The organism is Paraburkholderia sp. GAS199 (assembly GCF_050436585.1).
GTDB lineage: Bacteria > Pseudomonadota > Gammaproteobacteria > Burkholderiales > Burkholderiaceae > Paraburkholderia.
In genome coordinates this window covers 16,594-34,436 of sequence record NZ_JBNDMM010000003.1, presented here as the reverse complement: position 1 = coordinate 34,436, position 17,843 = coordinate 16,594, and the positions used below count along the sequence as shown (strand labels likewise).

The window sequence follows — 17,843 nt, the reverse complement described above, 5'->3', positions numbered from 1 at the left end:
TCACAATGCAGGCGAAATACGCCACTTTCATCGACGCGCCGCAGATTGGCCGTGTGTTCCCTGAGTGCTTCATTACTTTGCCGTGGCTTCAGCTTGCACGTCCACGCTCGGCCAGCCACCACCCAGCGCTTTATAGAGCAGCACGGTGTCGGACAGAATCAGCTGGTGATTGGCCAGCAGGTCCTGCTGCGCTTCGAGCAGGGTCCGCTCGGTTTCGAATACTTCCAGTTGCGAGACGAGGCCGAGCCGAAGTTGCGATTCGATCTGATCGGCCACGATCTGCAAACGCGCAACCTGCTGCTCGAGTTCCACGCGCTGCGCCTTATGCGAGTTCAGATTGACGAGCGCGTTCTCCACTTCCTCGAATGCGCCCATCACGGCCACGCGATATTGCTGTTCGGCCACGGTCGACTGCGCCTTCGTCACCTTGACGTGCGCCCGTACGCCGGGATCGAGCAGCGGAATATTGATGCTTGGCATGAAGCCGTAGGTGAACGATTTCAGCAGATCGGTGAGTGCGAAGCTGGCGGTGCCGCCGTGGCCCGTCAGACTGATACTCGGCAATTGGGCGAGTTTCGCCTGACCCACCAGATCGTAGGCTTCGAGTACTCTGAACTCGGCCGCGACGACGTCCGGCCGACGCGCCAGCAACTGCGCGGGCAAACCATCCGGCACCGGCGGCAACTGCACGCGTTGTTGCAGATGTCCCTTGGGCAACTGGAATTCGCCGGCCGGCACGCCGAGCAGCGTGCACAGCGCGTTGTTCGCGACGTCGCGCGAGCGGCGCAGTTCCAGCAACTGGTTAGTCAGGCGATTGATTTCCGCCTGCTGGCGCAATACCTGAGTTTGAGGCACAAGTCCGTTGCGACGCTGGCCGTCGTAAATGGTCAGAATCTGGCGGTTAGTGACGAGTGTTTTCTGTTGCTGCTCGATCTGGTCGTCGAATTGCAGAATCTGAAAATAGGTGCTCGATACATTCGACACAAGCTCCAGATAGCCCGCGCGCCAGTCCGCTTCGCTCGCGTGAAATTCGGCTTTCTGTGCCTGGACGCCCTTCTCCACCTTGCCCCAGATGTCGATGTCCCAATTCACCTGGGTCGCGAGGTTGTACTGTTTGGAAAAGGTCTGATGCGTCGTCTTTTCGAAATCGGCGCCGGCGCCGAGATCCATGGTCGGCAATGCGCCAGCTTTGGCTTCGCTAATCTGCGTGCCGGCCACGTCGATGCGTGCGGCCAGTACCTTGATGTCGAAGTTGCCCGCGATCGCTTTGGCGATCAGCGTGTCCAGATAGGGATCGCGAAAGCCCTTCCACCAGTCGGGCTCGATCGTGGCGCTCGCCGATACCGGCGCGCCCTTCTGATCCGACCACGATGTTTTCTCCGGCGTGTCGGGCCGCTTGTAATCGGGCATGCCGACGTCGATACAGGCGCTGAGCAGCGCGGCGCACGTCATTGCCGTGCCGATGGCGCGTAGCGTGGCAACCTGCCGGAGTGCACGCCGCGGCCGCGAGCCGGTAAAGCGCCGCGCCGCTGCATGAAGCGAAAGCGCGAGTGACGAAAAGTCGAACGACGCTGACACGATATTCTCCGATGACGCAGGCGGCCTTGCACAAGGCGCGCGCTCTTCAAGTAAAGCAGGTCCTGCACGGCTTAACCATCGAACCGTGCGAGGAGATGAACGCGGAAAACAGGTGCGGGGCGCGGCGGTCGTGACGAAAAAACGAACGGATCACCACGCTTTTTGATGGACTGCGGCGGCGGCACGCGGAGGCGGTCAGGCCTCCGCGGCACCGGATACGACTCAGGCGTAGATGTTGTTGCTGGCGCTGACGTGCGGGTTGATCGACGAGTCGATACCGGACACGAAGGCGGCGTTGTTGCCGTTCGCGTTCTGGATGTTCATGACCGTGCTGATCATTTGCGTGGCGTCGACCGTCTTGCTGTTGTTCGGCGCGCACACCGGCGTGAAGTTGAAGTACTGCGAGCTCGGATAGCAGTAGCCCGTACCGCCGCGCACGGCGCTCATTGCCTTGCTGTCGAGTTGTTCGGTGATCGAGAGGTCTTTGATGGTCAGCGTGTTCATGGTCAATCTCCTGGAAAGGGTAGCTGCACAGTGTTTCGGTTGGGTTCGAGCAACTTGTCTGCTCGAGTGTCACTAATGCATGGGCTGTGCCAGTTTTGCTTCCCGATCCTAAGAAATTTTGTGAACGCCGTCGGATAAAGGGTTTCGCGCGTGTCGATCCGTTATTCGCCGTGTCACCGCTCGCTTCCTGCCTGCTTTCCTGTGATGCGGTTGGTGGCTCGGAGCCAACAGCTCGATGGTTCGTGTTGGCTGCCGCGAAACACTGCAAAAAATCGCGCAACGCGTTAGCGCGCAATCACGGTGATCTTCTTCGAATACACCGGCGGGTTGTGCGGAACGTGCGCGTCGTCGCCCATTAGCAGCTGAAGCGTGTGCTTGCCGGGCGGCAACTGGATCGTCGTTTCCGTTTCGCCCGCGCCGAAATGCAGATGATTGCGGTCGGAGGGAATTTCCTGATCCATCGGCGGCAGATCGGTATCGATTAACAGATGATGATGGCCGGTGTTCGGATATTTGACGCCCTTAGGCGCGACGCCCATATAGCGCAAGCCGAACCACACGCGAAACGGTTTATTGGCGGCCACGACCTGGCCGTCGTTGGGATAGCCGATATAGGCGTAGGCGCCGGCGGGGGCCGGCGTCGTTCCTGCGTCGGCCGTACCCGGCGTGGCCAATGCCGCAATGGCCGCCAGCGCGATGGCCGCGATGATTCTTTCCATGATGGTCTCTCCGTCCTGACAAACCCGCTGTGAAAGGCTGTGAACGAGCGAAGCGCGCTAGTTCTTGAGCACGGTGATCGTGATCTTCTTCGAATACACGGGCGGCGAGTGCGGCACGTGATCGTGATCGCCGAGCAGCAATTGCAGCGTGTGTTTGCCTGGCGGCAATTCGATGCGCGCATCGGTTTCGCCCGCACCGAAATGCAGATGATTGCGGTCGGACGGAATCTCCTGATCGAGCGGCGGCAGATCGGTATCGATCAACAGATGATGGTGGCCCGTGTTGGGAAACACGACGCCTTTCGGACACACGCCCATATTGCGCAGTCCCATGCGGACCCACAGTTTGCCGCCGTGAATCACCGCACCATCGGACGGCCAGATGATGTACTCCTCGGCGCCGGGCGGCGACGTGGTGGGCGCGGCGAGCGCGCGGGCGGAGAAGGAGAAGATGCCCAGCAGCATCAGCAGACCGCTGCCGCAGAGCTTGCGACGCGTATCGCAAAGTACTGCCTCGTCTTGCTGCATGCCGGAAACGCCAGGTCGTTGAGTTTTTCGCATTGCGCACTCCCAGTAGAGTGGTCATGGCCGCATCGGCTGCGCAAGGGGCAAGCGCGCTCCGTCTGGATGCGCGGCTAGGTGCCAGTGGAATAGCCGCTCTATCAAGACGGCCGTGCTACGTCACTTTGTGAATCAGCTTAGGTCGTAACTTGCCAAAAAGATACGCGACACTCGTTAACCGTATAACGCGTTCGCTATTCGTCGACGATTACGACCTGCAAAGCGCGTGCTATCGTTGTTCACAGGCCGTCGATAACAAACGGATCGCGGTGCCGGAGTCGGTCGTCGAATACCTAAGTTCTGTCCGGAACAAACAGGATGTGAATATGTGGCGAATATTCCTGCTGGTGTGCATGGCCGGGGCAATGCAGGCGCAGTGGCGCGATGCCGATGCCGCGCCGCAACGTGAAGGCACCACGATCGATTCGATTGCCCCGGTCGCGCAGGACGCGAATGCACGCGACGTCCGACGTACCGCGCTGATTATCGGCAACGGTGCGTATGGTGCGAGCGGAGCAAACAACGCGGCCGACGCGCCACTCGCCGGCAACGCGCCGCGCGACGCCCTGGCGATGCGCGACGCGCTGCGCGCGCGCGGCTTCGATGTCATTCTGCGTATCGACGCCACGCCACGCGCCATGCAAGAAGCAATCGACGAATTCCGCCAGCGTCTGCAAGCGGGTGGCGTCGGTCTCTTCTATTTCGCCGGACACGGCATGCAACTCGGCGGCCAGACATTACTCGTCCCTGCCGGACTCGACGTGCGCTCGCCGGCGAGCCTGGTCAGCAGGAGCGTCGATCTCGATAGGGTGATGCGAGCGATGGCTGCGCCTCGCGCCAACCTGCTCAACCTCGTGATTCTCGATACCTGTCTGAACAATCCGTTCAGCGGCGATGTCGCGCAGCAGAATGGCCCGCTACCGGAGAACACGCTGGTTGCCTATGCAACGGCACGCGGCCAGTTCGCAGCAGACGGCGCACGTCACGGCATCTATACCCAGGTACTGTTAAAGGCGCTGAACGGCGCGCCCACCGCCGAGCTTCCCGCGCTACTCACACGAGTTGGCGCACAGGTACGCCATTCGAGCGGTGGACAGCAGATGCCGTGGATCGCCTCGACGCTCGACACTGAGTCGCCCAACGTCGTGCTCGCAGCGAACGCAGCGAACGTAGAGGACACGCCGATTGTCGCGCCTCATAGCCGTGGGCTTCTGCCGAAAGACAGCAGCGAGCAATACGAAATCACGTTCTGGGATTCGATCAAGGACAGCAACTATCCGAGCGATTACGAGGCTTATCTGAAGGCGTATCCGAACGGCCGCTTCGCCACGCTGGCCCATGCGCGTATCGAACGCTTGCGCGCCGCGGCGGCGTCGGCGAGCGCGCCGGCCAATCCGCCGTCGAGTACGCCAGCGGCGCATGTCGGCAAACCGCCGCCCGTCGCGACCAGCAATGCGCCGGCTGCGCCACGCGCGTCAGCGTCCACGCCAGCGCCTGCACCGACACCCGCACCCGCAGCCGCAGCCGCAGCCGCCGCGACCGTCGTGCAGAAACCTGCGGCCCATGCGCCCGCTGCGGGAGAAAGCCGCGATTGCCCGACCTGCCCGATCATGATTCCGTTGCCCGCCGGTTCGTTCGCAATGGGCAGCGCCACGGACGACCCGTCCGAGAAGCCGGTCCACCGCGTCACCATCGCCGCGCCGTTTGCGATCGGCAAATACGAGGTGACGGTCGAGCAATGGAACGCGTGTGTCGCCGCGAACGCCTGTCAGAAGTTGACACCGGAAAACAACCCGAACGCCTCGGCGCCCGCTCGCGATCTGAGTTGGGACGACGCGCAAAGCTACGTGAAGTGGCTAAGCAAATTGACCAAACAGACTTATCGTCTGCCCACCGAGGCCGAGTGGGAATACGCGGACCGCAGCGGCACCACCACGTCGTACTGGTGGGGCGACGAGATGCGCACCGGCAAGGCCAACTGCAAGGATTGCGGCGAGCCATGGCACAAGGAAGGCCCCGAGGCCGCCGGCTCGTTCGCGCCGAATCCCGTGGGCCTGTACGACATGAACGGCAGCGTCTGGGAATGGGTCGGCGATTGCTGGCACAACACGTACCAGGGCGCGCCCGCCGATGGTCACGTCTGGGACAACCCCGGTTGCGACATGCGCGTGATTCGCGGCGGCTCCTGGCGCGAAGCGCACAACTACATGCTCAGTGCGACGCGCTTCAAATACAGCGCGGGCGTGCGGCAATCGCAGGACGGCTTCCGGGTGGTGAAAGAACTCAAGTGAATCGCTGGCTCAGGGCGTGCGCGGCTTCGTCGTAATCGGGGCGAAGTCCGCGACGATGTGGTTTTGCCCTGACTTCGCCGCGATCTGCGCGAGCCGCGTATCCAGCGCACGCAAATAGTCCGCGCGCGCTTCGCTTTCCGGACGCGGCTTGTCGAACAGCGGCGCGGGCGTAATCAGCAACACCACCATCTCCGAACCGAACGGCTTGGCGATGACCCAGTCGCCGCCGCTGCCGATCGTGGCGGCATAGTGCGGCGGCGCCTGATTGTCGCGCGCACGCGGACCCGGCACCATATGCACGACGCTGCCGTCGAGCTGGTAATAGTCCACGTTCACGTACGAGTCGTAGCCCGGCGTGGTCACGTCGACAATGAGCGGATCGCCATCGCGCAACTGCCCGCCTGCCGGGCGCACGTTCAACGACGCCGCACGGCCCGTCTGCCAGTTACGCACCCAGTACGGCGCGAGCACCTTGAGCGTGTCGCATTTGTCCTGAGCAACCGGCTCGACTTCACTGGTCAGCGTGTCCACACCCGGCAGGGCCGACAACGTGTCTTTCAGATGCGCGGCGCCGTAGCGCTCGGACACGTAACCGCGAACCGTCAACGCATGATCCTGGACGGATGCGGCCAGCGCCGAACACGGCACCTGCGCGAGTACGGGCTCGACCGTTGCCAGGGTCAAGGCCGGTTTAGGCGCGGCGGCTTGCGCTACGGGCGGCGCAGATTGTGGTGTGGACTGCGCTGAAGACGGTGCCGCGGGCGGCGCTGCGGATTGCGCCGACGATGGCACGACAATGGGTGCAGCAGGCACCGACGAAGCCTCCTGTGAGGCCACGGCCCCCACTTCCGCCGCTGCCGCCGGCTTGCCGCTCCTGTCGCGATCCGGTGCGGCACGAAACGCGAACACACCGACGGCCGCCGCACACACCACGGCCAATCCACCCAGGCCCACTTTCGCCAGCGTGCCGGACTTCTCCGCGCGCGCTTCGTCGTCGAATTCGGCGATGAAGCGCACTACGCTCGGCATGCGCTTGTCGCGCTCGAACGAGAGCGCCGAGTGCAAGGCGCGCCACTGCCTCGCGTCGATATTGGGCGGACGTTGCAGCTTGAAATTGGCATTGCGCGCCTGCGTCGCCGACAAACGGTCGAACGGATGATGCCCCGTCAACAACTCGTAGGTGATGCAGCCGAGCGCGTAGATATCGTCGCGCGGATCGGGCTCGCGATGCTCGATCATTTCCGGGCTTGCATAGGCCGGCGTGAGCGCGCCCAGGCTGCCCGGATCGAACACGGTGGCATCGCTCTCTTCTTCCGGACGCTGGAAAACGCGGGCAATGCCGAAGTCGATCACCTTCACTTCGGCATTGGTGGTGAGAAAGACGTTGGCGGGCTTGAAGTCGCAATGCACGAAGCCGCGCTCGTGCGCGTAGGCGAGCGCGCTGCACATGCCGCGCACAATCGGCAGCGCGGCGCGCACGGGCATGCCTTTGTAGCCCGGCGTGCGCAATAGCTGGCTGAGCGGCTTGCCGCTCAGATATTCCATGGTCAGGTAGACGATCGGACCGTCTCGGTCGAAGTCGTACACCGTGATGATGTTGCGATGCGCGAGCACTTGCGCCTTGCGCGCCTCGCGTTGCAGCGCGACGAGCGAATTGGGATTGCCGCGAAACTGGACGTTGAGTACCTTGATCGCGAGATAAGGCTTGCGGTCCGAGGCTTCGAGCTTGCGCAGATCCAACGCCTTGTAGACGGTGCCCATGCCGCCCACGCCCAGACACTCTTCCAGCACGAAGCGGTTGTTCAGCGTGTCGCCCGTACCCTTGATCTGATCGTGACCCGCGGGCGGTGCTGCATTTGAAGCGGCACTCGACGACCGCACCGATGGTATCTCCACCGTGGTCTGCATGCCGGTTTCGTCGCCGCCGGCCGCCACGTTCGAGACGCGCAACTGTTCGATGCGACGCCGCACTTCGACGTAAAGGTCTTCGGGCAGCGGCGTTTTACGCTGCACCGCGCCGAGCATCTCCAGCAGTTGGGCGGGACCGAGGCCGTCGGTCGTCAAGGTGCTGTCGAGCTGCGCGACGAACTCGTCGCGCGACAGCTCGCCGCTCTGATACTCGCGAATCACATGCGCAAGGCTAGCCATAGGTGCGAAGCGCCGCCGCTGCCGTTGGGGCGGATCGCGTGCGACCCGAGCCCGTCGAGCTGAATAAAAAGCTGTCGTAACCAGTTACATGTGCCGCTTCGATACTAGCCCCCGACCCGACATTTCGCAAACCAGGATTGCCCCTCCTCGGCCGCGGCGCGCGCGTGTTGCGCGAAGTCCAACAGTTTGCGTCGCACTGTCTGCGCCGCTCCGTCACTACGGCATCGCGTAACTGGTCGCGCGTGCATGCGCCGATCGGCGAGAGATGCGTGAAAAGCTCTTGCAGCAAGGCTCCATCGAATTTCTTAGGACAATGGAATAAGACTGGCACAGCCCATGCATTAGTGACACTCGAGCAGACAAGTTGCTCGAACCCAATCGCACCGTTGAGACCTTTTCCTCCAGGAGATTCACCATGAACACGCTGACCATCAAAGACCTGTCGATCACCGAACAACTCGACAGCAAGGCAATGCGCTCCGTGCGCGGCGGCACCTTCTCCGGTTACGGCTACGGCCCGTCCGCTTCGTATTTCAACTTCAGCCCGGTCTCTGCGCCGGACAACAGCAAGAAGGTCAACGCCACGCAACTGATCGACAACCAGCTGAACATCCAGAACGAGAACGGCAACAACGTCGCGTTCGCGTCCGGCCTTTGCTCGTCGATCGTGCCTTGCATCTCCACGAGCAACAACATCCACGTCTAAAGCGGGCAAGGGGGAAGCAACCGGCTCCACGGACTCGCGCGCTTCGCCCCGCTCATTTCGATCCTTCACGCTTTTACGGAGAATCATCATGTCATCCCTCATGATTCGCGATCTGTCCGGCACACGCGAGCTCGACCGTCGCGCGATGTCGGCGGTAGCCGGCGGTACCGCCAGCGGCGGCGCCATTCCCGGCCTGCCGTCGGTAGCCGGCCTCGGCACGCTCGCCAACGTCAATGTCTCGGTGAATCAGAATCTCACCCAGATGCAGTACGTCAATGTGGCCGCACTCAACAATGTCGGCGTCATCGGCACGGACTTCACGCCCTTGCACCTGAACGTCAGCCCGTCGCTGTGGGCCGGCAACTACGCCACCGTGTGATAGCGCGCGGCCGCATGGGACCGGGGACCTGGCTGCTGCGGCTCGCGCAATTGTGAAAGACACACGGCGAACAGATTTCCTATACTGATAGTGCGAGGAGACCTCAGCGCACGAGCAGATGAACTGGCAAACGCATCTGCACCCATACCCGAACGGCGGCCGGCATTTCATCCCGGCCGCCCGTTCTTTTTTGTCGACGGAGTCAGCATGGCCAAGCTCGTGATTCAGGATCTCTCCGACAGCGTCGAACTCGACCATGAAGCGATGGCCGCGATCGTCGGCGGCGCACGTATCGGCGCGCGCACGAGCGGCCTGCTTCAGGCGCAGCCGGACACGACCCGCGTGGTCGACTTTCCGCCGGGATTTCCTGCTGCCCACCAGGCTATCGTGAAGGCTGCCGCAAGCAAACGGTCGACGCGCGGCTAGCTGTTCTGTCAGGGGAAATTGCGCCATCTTGCACGGCTGATCGGGAACGCCTGTCTATAGGACGCGCGAGCCGGCCGTAATTGGAAAAATGCGAAGTGGTGCGCGGCTGTGACTAGCCGCTCATTGCGCAGACGAATGAAAACGGCGCGTGCTCCGGTACAGAAGCACGCGCCGCTCTAATTACAACGCAGCTTACGCAGCGTCGGCATCGCGCCGCGCGCCGCCGGCATCGAGATTGAACGAGGCCTCTTCGGCCACCGCCTGATCGAGCCCGACAAAGCGGTTGAATTCCTCGAACGAAGTCATGCGATCGGCCACGGCGTCGGTCGACCCTTCGCGCATGAAAATCTCCATCATTTCCTTGACCGCCTTGTGCATCGCGAACATGGGTTCGATCGGACACAGCGCGTAATCGAAGCCGAACTTGTACACCTGATCCAGCGTCAGATACGGGCTTTTGCCGGAACGCGCCATGTTGAAGAGAATCGGCTTGCCGAGCGGCTTCAGACGACGCGTGATTTCCTCCATCTGCTCGATGCTCTCCGGCGCGTCCGCATACAGGCCGTCGGCGCCGGCCTCGGCATAAGCCTGCAGGCGTTCGATCGCATCGTTCAAACCGGTCACGGCGATCGCATCCGTGCGAGCCACCACGAAGAAATCCGGATCGGTCCGTGCGGCAAGCATGGCGCGCAATTTCGCCTGCATCTCCTCTTTCGGAATCACCTGTTTCCCGGCGAAATGGCCGCATTTTTTTGGCACGGCCTGATCTTCGAGATGCAGCACCGACGCCCCCGCTTCTTCCCACAGACGAATCGTACGCTGCACGTCGAGGATGCCGCCGTAGCCGGTGTCGGCGTCGGCAAAAACAGGTAGCGAGGTCACGCGGCAAATCCTGCGGATATGCTCGAACATCTCGGTCTGCGTCAACAGGCCGACGTCGGGCTGACCGGCCACGATCGCGGACGCGGCAAAGCCGCTCACATAGATCGCTTTGGCGCCCGCCTGTTCGGCGAGCTTGGCGGTAACGGCGTCGTGCGCGCCGAGGCACACGAAGGGCGGCGACTTCAATAATTCCCTGAAACGGGCTGAGCGGCTCACGGTAGGTTTCTCCTCATCGAATCATTGGGCGAGTCTCGCCGGGCGCAGGGTGAAGTGCGCCGCAGGCTGTGTGGTGTGTGCAAACCGTGTGGACTAGCGCGGCATGTAGGCCCAACTGCGCCGGGTCCGGTCGGCGCGGCGAAAGGCGTCGATGTCGTCGGCGAGGCGCAGCGTCTGGTCTACCTCGTCGAGTCCTTCGAGCAGGATGGCCTGGCGCGCGGCGTCGAATTCGAACGGGATCGGCGCGAGGCCCGGCGCGCGAATTTCCAGCTTGCGCAGATCGACTTCGAGCGGCGCGCCGTCGGCGGCGGCCGCGGCCAGCCGGTCGATAGCGGCGGCGTCAAGCGTGACGGGCAGCAAGCCGTTCTGCAGGCAGTTGTTATAGAAAATATCGCCGAACGATGGTGCGATCACGCAGCGTATGCCGAACTCTTCCAGCGCCCAGACGGCCATTTCGCGCGAACTGCCGCAGCCGAAATTCGCGCCGCCAAGCAGAATGCAGGCGTCGCGAAACGCCGGCTGATTGAGCACGAAGTCTTCGCGCTCGCGCGGCGTCGCGCCGTCTTCGCGGTAACGCAGCGTTTCGAATAGCCACGGCCCGAGTTGTCCGCGTACCAGTTGCGAAATCCGCTCGATCCGGATGATGAGGTCGGTATCGACGTTATTGCGCAGCAGCGGCGCGGCCGCGCCTTTGACCACGGTGAATGGCTTCATCGCATCTCTCCCGCACCGCGCGCCGCGGGCGCCGCGATATGGCCGGCGAGCGCGCTGGCCGCGGCCACGGCCGGACTCGCCAGATGCGTGCGCGCGCCCGGTCCCTGGCGTCCGACGAAATTGCGGTTCGACGTGGACACGCAACGCTCGCCATGACCGACCACGTCGCCATTCGCGCCGACGCACATCGAACAGCCCGGCTCGCGCCAGTCGAAGCCCGCCGCGCGGAATATCTGCGCGAGCCCCTGCGCCTCCGCCTCGCGCGCCACGCTCAGCGAGCCGGGCACGACCCAGGCTTTCACCCCCTCGGCCACGTGATGCCCTTCCACCACGCGCGCCGCCGCCTGCAAATCTTCGATGCGGCTGTTCGTGCACGAGCCGATGAATACGCGGTCTACGTGCAGTTCGTCCAGATGCTGACCGGCGTGAACGCCCATGTAATCGAGTGCGCGCTGCAACGCTTCGCGGCGCGCCGGATCGGATTCGCCGGTGGGATCGGGCACGGCGGCGTCGATTGCCATGACATGCTCGGGGCTGGTGCCCCAGGTGACCTGCACGGGAATCGCAGCGGCGTCGATCTCCACTTCGCGGTCGAAACGCGCGCCGGGATCGCTCGGCAGTGTGCGCCAGTCCTGCACGGCGGCGTCGAAGCGCTCGCCCTGCGGCGCGTAGGGACGGCCGTGCAGATAAGCGAACGTGGTGTCGTCCGGTGCGACGAGGCCGACCTTCGCGCCGAGTTCGATGGTCAGATTGCAAAGCGTGAGACGCGCTTCCACCGACAGCGCCTCGACCGCCTCGCCCGCGAACTCCACCGCGTAACCGCTACCGGCGCCCGCGCCCAGCACGCCGATCACATAGAGGATCATGTCCTTCGCGGTGACGCCCTCGGCAAGCCGGCCATCGAAACGGATACGCATGGTGTGCGGCTTCTTCTGCCGCACCGTCTGGGTGGCGAGCACATGCACGAGTTCGGTCGAGCCGATGCCGAACGCCAGTGCACCCATTGCGCCGTGCGTGCAGGTGTGGCTATCGGCGCAGACGATCAACGTGCCAGGCAGCGACAAGCCCAACTCCGGCCCGATCACGTGCACGATGCCTTGCTGTCCCTCGGCGCCGATGTCGAACAACGGTATGGCGTAGCGTGTCGCCTGTTCGCGCATGGCGTCGACCATGGTGGTGCTCCAGTCGGCGTCGCCGGCGCGGCGGCCGGGCTGCGTGGAGATCACATGGTCGAGCGTGGCGAAGGTCAGTTCGGGACTGTTCACCGGCAGCTTGCGCGCTTCCAGCACGCGCACGGCTTCGACGCCGGTCAGTTCGTGCATCAGGTTGCGGTCCACCTGAAGCAGATCGACGCCGCCCGGCAGCTTCGCGATCGTGTGGCTGTCCCACAGCTTGTCGAACAGCGTGCGCGGCGCATTCATGATGCGGCCTCGGCTTTCTTTGCGTAGCGCTTCTCGAACTCCCACACATCGGGGAAGCCGACGAGTTCGTGCAACTGATCCATCGTGAACGACGGCACCTGCAAGTCGAGCGAATCGCCGTGATCCAGCAAATGACGATACGCGCTATCTAGCGCCGACGTGGCGGCGGCCATGCCGATCGACGGATAGATGGCGATGCTGAAGCCCCACTCCTTGAGCTGCGTGCTCGCCACCACCGGCGAGCGTCCCGTGGGCACCATATTGGCGAACACCCATGCGCCGCAGTCCGCCAGTTCGCCGCCGATGCGCTTGAATTCCTCGGCCGTTTCGGGCGATTCGACAAACACGATATCCGCGCCGGCGCGCGCGAATGCCTTGGCGCGCCTGATCGCCTCGTCGAGTCCGAGGGTGGTGCGCGAGTCGGTGCGAGCGATGATGAGCATGTCGTCGCTGCGGCGCGCTTCGGTCGCCACTTCGATTTTCTGCAGCATGTCGTTCAGCGGCACGACCTGGCGACCCTCCGTGTGGCCGCATTTTTTCGGCATGACCTGATCTTCCATCTGGATCGCCTGCACGCCGGCCGCTTCGTAACCGCGCACGGTATGGCGCACGTTGATGAGTCCGCCGAATCCGGTGTCCGCGTCGGCGATCAGCGGCTTGCTGATGCCTTCGGCAATCTGCCGCGCGCGGCCCACCATGTCCGCGTAACTCACGAGGCCCGCGTCCGCTACGCCGAGGTAGGAGCCCGACACGCCGTATCCGGTCATATAGAGCGCGGCGAACGGCAGACGGTCGGCCACGCGCGCCGAGAACATGTCGAATACGCCGGGAGCGACCACGAAGCGGCCGCTTTCGAGAATGGTTTTCAGCTTGTCGGTCGTGCTCATCAGACTCTCCGGCTCAGTTGCTATGTGTGAGACGCCGTTGCCAGGCCAGCAACAGCAGATTGACGAGTGTCGCGAAGACGAACAGCATCAACGCGAGCGCCATGATGGTGCTGGTCTCGCTGCGGTTCATCGCGATCATCAGCATGTGGCCGATGCCGCTTTGCGACGCAAACATCTCGCCGATCAGCGTGCCGAGCAGCGTCAGCGAAAAACCGATCCGCAAACCCGCCACCACTTCCGGCACGCACGCCGGCAGCAGGACGTGCCGCGCAAACGCAGCAGGACTCAAGCGGTAAGTGCGAGCGGCGCGCGTATAGATGGGCGGCATGTTGCGCACGGCGTTCATCGTGAAGATGGTGATCGGCACGATGCCGTGCATCACGCCGAAGACGATCTTCGCCCACAAGCCGAGACCGAAGGCGAGCAATACCACCGGATATAACGTGACTTTTGGAATCGAATAGAAGCCCATCATCATCGGTTCCATCACTTCACCGGCGAGTTTGCGCGCGCCGAGCAGCATGCCGAGACACACGCCGCCGATCGCGGAAATGAGAAAGGCCGAGCCGAAAGCGAAACCCGTCACGTAGAGACTCGCGGGAAAATCCGGGTCGCTGACGATGCGCCCCGCGCGTTCGATGGTCCGCCAGGGTGTGGTCAATGTGTCCGGTCCGAGCCATTCGCTCAGCACTTGCCACAACACCACCAGCACGACGACCAGCACCACGCCATCGAGCCAGCGTCTCGCGTGCCGCGGCCTCGCGGTATGGGCAACGACGATCGTACTCATGCGGCCTCCCTGCGAATACGCCGGTAGAGCCGCGCTTCGGCCGAACGCAGCAAGGCGTTGAGCGTGCCGACGAAGAGCAGCATCAGGACCATCAGGCCATACATGGTCGGGTTGTCGAAGTTGTTGTAGGCGAAGGCGATCTGATAACCGAAGCCCGAGCCGGACAACACGAATTCGCCGGCCACCACCGCGATGAAGGCGTAGACCACCGTCAGCTTGATACCCGTGAAAACGAAGGGCAAACTCGACGGCAAGGTGATGAGGCGGATTTCATCGAAGGTATTCAGGCGGCACACGCGCGCCGTGCGCATCAGCACGCGTGGCACGCGCTCCAGGCCGTTGAGCGTATTCACGGCCATCGCCACCACCGCGAACAGAAAGCCGATGCCGACCAGCGGCCAGCGGTTCAGGCCCAGCAGCACGATCAGAATCGGATAGAGCACGAACACCGGCACCGCGTAATACGAGAGCAGCAGCGGGTCCAGCACGCGGCGCACACGCGGCAGACGGAACAGCAACACGCCGCCGACGAACCCGACCACCACGGCGAGCGCGACGGCGAGCAACGCGCTGCCGAGCGTTTGCAGGATGTCGCGGTTGTATTCGCCGGACCACAGCAGTTGCGCGGCACTGGCAACCATCCGCGACGGCGGAATGAACGAGACCGGATTGATCCACGCGGCGCGGCTCGCGATTTCCAGCAGAACGACCAGCCCGACGATCAGGCCGATCCGCCAACGCGCGGCGAGATTCATTGCTGACTCCCCAGCGCTTTCAACGCTTCTTCGCGCAACAGGCCCCACACTTGCGCCGTCAATTCGCCGAAACGCGGGTCGAGCGCCTGCGTGCTGTCGCGCATACGCGGCCAGCCGGTTTCGATCGTGGCGATAAAACGGCCGGGGCAAGCCGACATCACGCCGATGCGATCGGACAGCAACACGGCTTCGTCGATCGAGTGCGTGATGAGCAGCACGGTGGCGCCGGTATCGCGCCATAGCTTGAGCGTTTCGTCGCCCATCAGCAGACGCGTTTGCTGGTCCAATGCGCCGAACGGTTCGTCGAGCAACATGAGACGCGGGCGCACCACCATCGCGCGGGCGATGCAGGTACGCTGACGCATGCCGCCCGACAGTTGCGCAGGATAAGCCTTCGCGAAGGCCTTGAGACCCATGAACGACAGCGCATGATCCACGCGTTCGCGCACTTCCGTTTCGGCCACGCCGGCCTGACGCGCCGCGAAGGCAGCGTTGTCGAACACGTTGAGCCACGGAAAACTGGCGTCTTCCTGAAACACGACGGCCACGCCGTCCGGCACTTCCGCGCCGACCGGCTGACCTTCGAACATCACGGTGCCACCGCTGGCCGGATTGAGGCCGGCGAGCACGTCGAGCAAAGTGGATTTTCCACAGCCCGACGGCCCCACCACCGAGAAGAACTCGCCCGCACGCAACTCCAGACTCACCGGACCCAGCGCGTGAAACGGCGGCTTGCCGTCGTTGCCCGGATAGATGCGCGTGACGTCGGTGAGTGTGGCCTGAATGCGTTTGCCGTCGGACGACAGCGCACTCGGTGCAACCACCGACATATTGCCTTTGTGACGTGACAGAGCGCTCATCGCTTCCTCACTTCTTCGTACGCAGGTCGGCCGGCAACATGGATTCGTCGACGATCTTCGGCCAGTCGAACGGACCTTCCGGAATCGCCTTGACCAGCACGAGTCCCTTCAGCACTTCGTCCATGCTCTTGTAGTCGAAGCTGCCTTCGCTCCAGTACTTCGGATCCGAATCGAGTACGTTATTGATCGCGGACGCCGCGACGGCCGGGTCCATCTTGTACTCGCGCGCGAGAATCTGCGCGGCCTCGGCGCGATGCGTCGCCATGTAGACCACCGCTTTACGGCGCGCCGCGATAATGCCGCGAATCACTTCGGGATGCGCTTTCAGATAGTCGGTGCGGACAATGCCGACGGTCTGCGTTTCATTGGGCACGACTTCCGTCGAGCGAAACGCGATACGCAGGCCGTCTTTCTTCGCGCTATACGAGGGCTCGGTCATGTAGCCGACATCCACCGCGCCCTGTTGCAACGAGGTCAGCATGCCGCTCGAACTGCCCACCGGTTTGCGCTGCACCTGACCGAGCAGCCCGACGCGATCGAGTGCGATGGTCGAGATCATGTCGGTGGTGGATTTCGGACTGCTGTAGCCGATCGTCTTGCCCTTCATCTGCTTGATGTTGGTGATCGAGCCGTTCTTCATTTCGACCCACACCAGATCGCCGAGGCTTTGCACGCCGCCGTGAACGATCGTCAGATCGACGCCCTGCTTCACCGCCGCGATGGCCGCGGGCAAGGCCACTTCGCCATAAGGAATGTCGGAGGCCATCGCGTTGCGGATACTGGTTCCTCCGCCTTCCGACGTGATGAAGCCCGTCACGTCCACCTTCTCGTCCTTGAAATAACCCTTGTCCAGCGCCACCGCGAACGGCACGCCGTACATCCCGTCGCCCCAGTGCGTGACCGTCAACGAACTGGCCTGAGCACCCGTTGCCGCCAGCCCTATCAGCGCGCTCAGACAGATACCTCGCGCAACCTTGCGAATCGCATCCATGTGGTTTGTCTCCATCCACGATTGACGGTCGACTAGCCGTCATTCTCGTTATGTCACCGTACGCGTTACGCCGGCGACGGGTCAGCAAACGGGCGCTTCGAGTCGTCTATTCCCGATTACTGCGTAAGTTAATGTATGCATTAAATCGCGAAAAGTACAGCATGAGTTCGGCGTTTCGCGGCTGGGTTTACCCGCCGTCACGACGCCGGATCGTCAGCGTTCAAGCATGGCTGATGCCGTATTGCTGCAGCACCGCAGTCTGTTCGCGCCAGCCGCGCTCGCGGTGTGCGCGATATAGACGACTGGCGCGCGCTGCATCGCCGCGACGGATCGCTTCGATAATTTCGTAGTGCTCCGCGATCGACTTTTTCGGCTGCGGATGAGGCCGGAGTTGTTGCGTAAAGCGGCGTACGCGATGAACCTGGTCGCGGCAATTCATGACGACCTGCGCGAGCCGCGCGTTGCCGCCCAGATGAACGAGCGCTTCGTGGAAGGCTTCGTCGGCGGCGGCCCAGGCGTGCATGTCCTGCGCCTCGAACGCTTCCGTCATTTGCTGGCACGCGTATTCCAGCGGGCCGAGGTCGATGCCCGCGCGTTCCGCGACGAGACCCGCCGCGGTGGACTCCAGACTGATGAGTACCTGATAGATATGGCTGATGTCCGACACCGACGTGGGCACGATGCGAATGCCGTGACGCGGCACGATCTCCACCAGCCCTTCGCCCTGCAGACGGATCGCCGCCTCGCGGATCGGCGTACGGCTCACGCCCAGCATGAGCGCGAGTTCCTGTTCGAGCAGATGCGAGCCCGGCGTCAATTCGCTTTCGATGATCTTGTGCCGCAGCTGCTCGTAAGCATGCTGGGATGAATTGCCATTGCGCGGTTCGGACTGCGCGACTGGTTTGCGTTCTGACACGACAGTTCCCCCCGCGACGCCGGACCGGCGCCGCAAACTGCATGACGGTTGCGCATTGCTCATCACGACAATGCGCGATGCGCCGACGCTACGATGCTA

General features: G+C 63.1%; 18 protein-coding genes and 1 pseudogene. 5 read left to right on the top strand and 14 right to left on the bottom strand.

Going from position 1 to position 17,843, the window contains the following annotated elements; all coding sequences use genetic code 11:
• Positions 1-72: 72 nt before the first annotated feature.
• The 4 genes from P3T18_RS11850 to P3T18_RS11835 form a co-directional block, all read right to left on the bottom strand.
• Positions 73-1,452 (bottom strand): efflux transporter outer membrane subunit, encoded by a 1,380-nt coding sequence (locus P3T18_RS11850; RefSeq protein ID WP_429301068.1) that lies wholly within the window; start codon positions 1,450-1,452, stop codon positions 73-75.
• Positions 1,453-1,800: 348 nt separating this feature from the next.
• Positions 1,801-2,082, bottom strand: coding sequence for a hypothetical protein (locus tag P3T18_RS11845; protein WP_429300122.1), 282 nt, complete (start codon positions 2,080-2,082; stop codon positions 1,801-1,803).
• A 284-nt stretch (positions 2,083-2,366) separates the two neighbouring features.
• Complete coding sequence (locus tag P3T18_RS11840) at positions 2,367-2,801, bottom strand: DUF4399 domain-containing protein (RefSeq protein ID WP_429300121.1); 435 nt, start codon at positions 2,799-2,801, stop codon at positions 2,367-2,369.
• A gap of 57 nt (positions 2,802-2,858) precedes the next feature.
• Positions 2,859-3,266, bottom strand: a complete 408-nt coding sequence (locus P3T18_RS11835; RefSeq protein WP_429301067.1) for a DUF4399 domain-containing protein — start codon at positions 3,264-3,266, stop codon at positions 2,859-2,861.
• A 422-nt stretch (positions 3,267-3,688) separates the two neighbouring features.
• On the opposite strand from P3T18_RS11835, the pseudogene P3T18_RS11830 reads away from it, so the two are divergent.
• Both P3T18_RS11830 and P3T18_RS11825 read left to right on the top strand, forming a co-directional pair.
• A pseudogene (locus tag P3T18_RS11830) lies at positions 3,689-4,477 on the top strand (caspase family protein); the annotation flags it as partial.
• Positions 4,463-5,653 carry a formylglycine-generating enzyme family protein gene (locus P3T18_RS11825; RefSeq protein WP_429301066.1) on the top strand — a complete coding sequence of 397 codons (1,191 nt, stop codon included), beginning with the start codon at positions 4,463-4,465 and terminating at the stop codon, positions 5,651-5,653. The pseudogene P3T18_RS11830 and the gene P3T18_RS11825, both read left to right, overlap by 15 nt.
• A 9-nt stretch (positions 5,654-5,662) precedes the next feature.
• Here the strand turns inward: P3T18_RS11825 and P3T18_RS11820 are convergent, their stop codons facing one another.
• Positions 5,663-7,801, bottom strand: a complete 2,139-nt coding sequence (locus tag P3T18_RS11820; protein ID WP_429300120.1) for a protein kinase domain-containing protein — start codon at positions 7,799-7,801, stop codon at positions 5,663-5,665.
• A gap of 415 nt (positions 7,802-8,216) precedes the next feature.
• Between P3T18_RS11820 and P3T18_RS11815 the strand changes: the two genes are divergently transcribed.
• From P3T18_RS11815 to P3T18_RS11805, 3 genes are all read left to right on the top strand, one after another.
• On the top strand, positions 8,217-8,507 hold the full coding sequence (locus P3T18_RS11815; protein ID WP_429300119.1) for a hypothetical protein: 291 nt from the start codon (positions 8,217-8,219) through the stop codon (positions 8,505-8,507).
• Between the two features lie 88 nt (positions 8,508-8,595).
• Positions 8,596-8,886, top strand: coding sequence for a hypothetical protein (locus P3T18_RS11810; RefSeq protein ID WP_429300118.1), 291 nt, complete (start codon positions 8,596-8,598; stop codon positions 8,884-8,886).
• A 207-nt stretch (positions 8,887-9,093) separates the two neighbouring features.
• Positions 9,094-9,312, top strand: a complete 219-nt coding sequence (locus P3T18_RS11805) for a hypothetical protein (RefSeq protein ID WP_429300117.1) — start codon at positions 9,094-9,096, stop codon at positions 9,310-9,312.
• Positions 9,313-9,504: 192 nt separating this feature from the next.
• On the opposite strand, the gene P3T18_RS11800 is transcribed toward P3T18_RS11805, so the two are convergent.
• From P3T18_RS11800 to P3T18_RS11760, 9 genes are all read right to left on the bottom strand, one after another.
• Complete coding sequence (locus P3T18_RS11800) at positions 9,505-10,410, bottom strand: isocitrate lyase/PEP mutase family protein (RefSeq protein ID WP_429300116.1); 906 nt, start codon at positions 10,408-10,410, stop codon at positions 9,505-9,507.
• A gap of 93 nt (positions 10,411-10,503) precedes the next feature.
• Positions 10,504-11,124 (bottom strand): 3-isopropylmalate dehydratase small subunit, encoded by a 621-nt coding sequence (gene leuD / locus P3T18_RS11795; RefSeq protein ID WP_429300115.1) that lies wholly within the window; start codon positions 11,122-11,124, stop codon positions 10,504-10,506.
• Positions 11,121-12,545: a 3-isopropylmalate dehydratase large subunit gene (leuC, locus tag P3T18_RS11790; protein ID WP_429300114.1), complete on the bottom strand. Its 1,425-nt coding sequence runs from the start codon at positions 12,543-12,545 to the stop codon at positions 11,121-11,123. Before leuC ends, leuD begins: the two co-directional genes overlap by 4 nt.
• Positions 12,542-13,432, bottom strand: coding sequence for an isocitrate lyase/PEP mutase family protein (locus P3T18_RS11785; protein ID WP_429300113.1), 891 nt, complete (start codon positions 13,430-13,432; stop codon positions 12,542-12,544). The genes leuC and P3T18_RS11785 overlap by 4 nt, the downstream gene beginning before the upstream one ends.
• 13 nt (positions 13,433-13,445) lie before the next feature.
• Positions 13,446-14,222 carry an ABC transporter permease gene (locus P3T18_RS11780; RefSeq protein ID WP_429300112.1) on the bottom strand — a complete coding sequence of 259 codons (777 nt, stop codon included), beginning with the start codon at positions 14,220-14,222 and terminating at the stop codon, positions 13,446-13,448.
• Entirely contained in the window at positions 14,219-14,977 is a 759-nt protein-coding gene (locus P3T18_RS11775) for an ABC transporter permease (RefSeq protein ID WP_429300111.1), read from the bottom strand. Before P3T18_RS11775 ends, P3T18_RS11780 begins: the two co-directional genes overlap by 4 nt.
• Positions 14,974-15,837 carry an ABC transporter ATP-binding protein gene (locus tag P3T18_RS11770; RefSeq protein WP_429300110.1) on the bottom strand — a complete coding sequence of 288 codons (864 nt, stop codon included), beginning with the start codon at positions 15,835-15,837 and terminating at the stop codon, positions 14,974-14,976. Before P3T18_RS11770 ends, P3T18_RS11775 begins: the two co-directional genes overlap by 4 nt.
• 7 nt (positions 15,838-15,844) lie before the next feature.
• Entirely contained in the window at positions 15,845-16,828 is a 984-nt protein-coding gene (locus P3T18_RS11765) for an ABC transporter substrate-binding protein (RefSeq protein ID WP_429300109.1), read from the bottom strand.
• Between the two features lie 220 nt (positions 16,829-17,048).
• Positions 17,049-17,744, bottom strand: coding sequence for a GntR family transcriptional regulator (locus tag P3T18_RS11760; protein WP_429300108.1), 696 nt, complete (start codon positions 17,742-17,744; stop codon positions 17,049-17,051).
• Positions 17,745-17,843 lie beyond the last annotated feature (99 nt).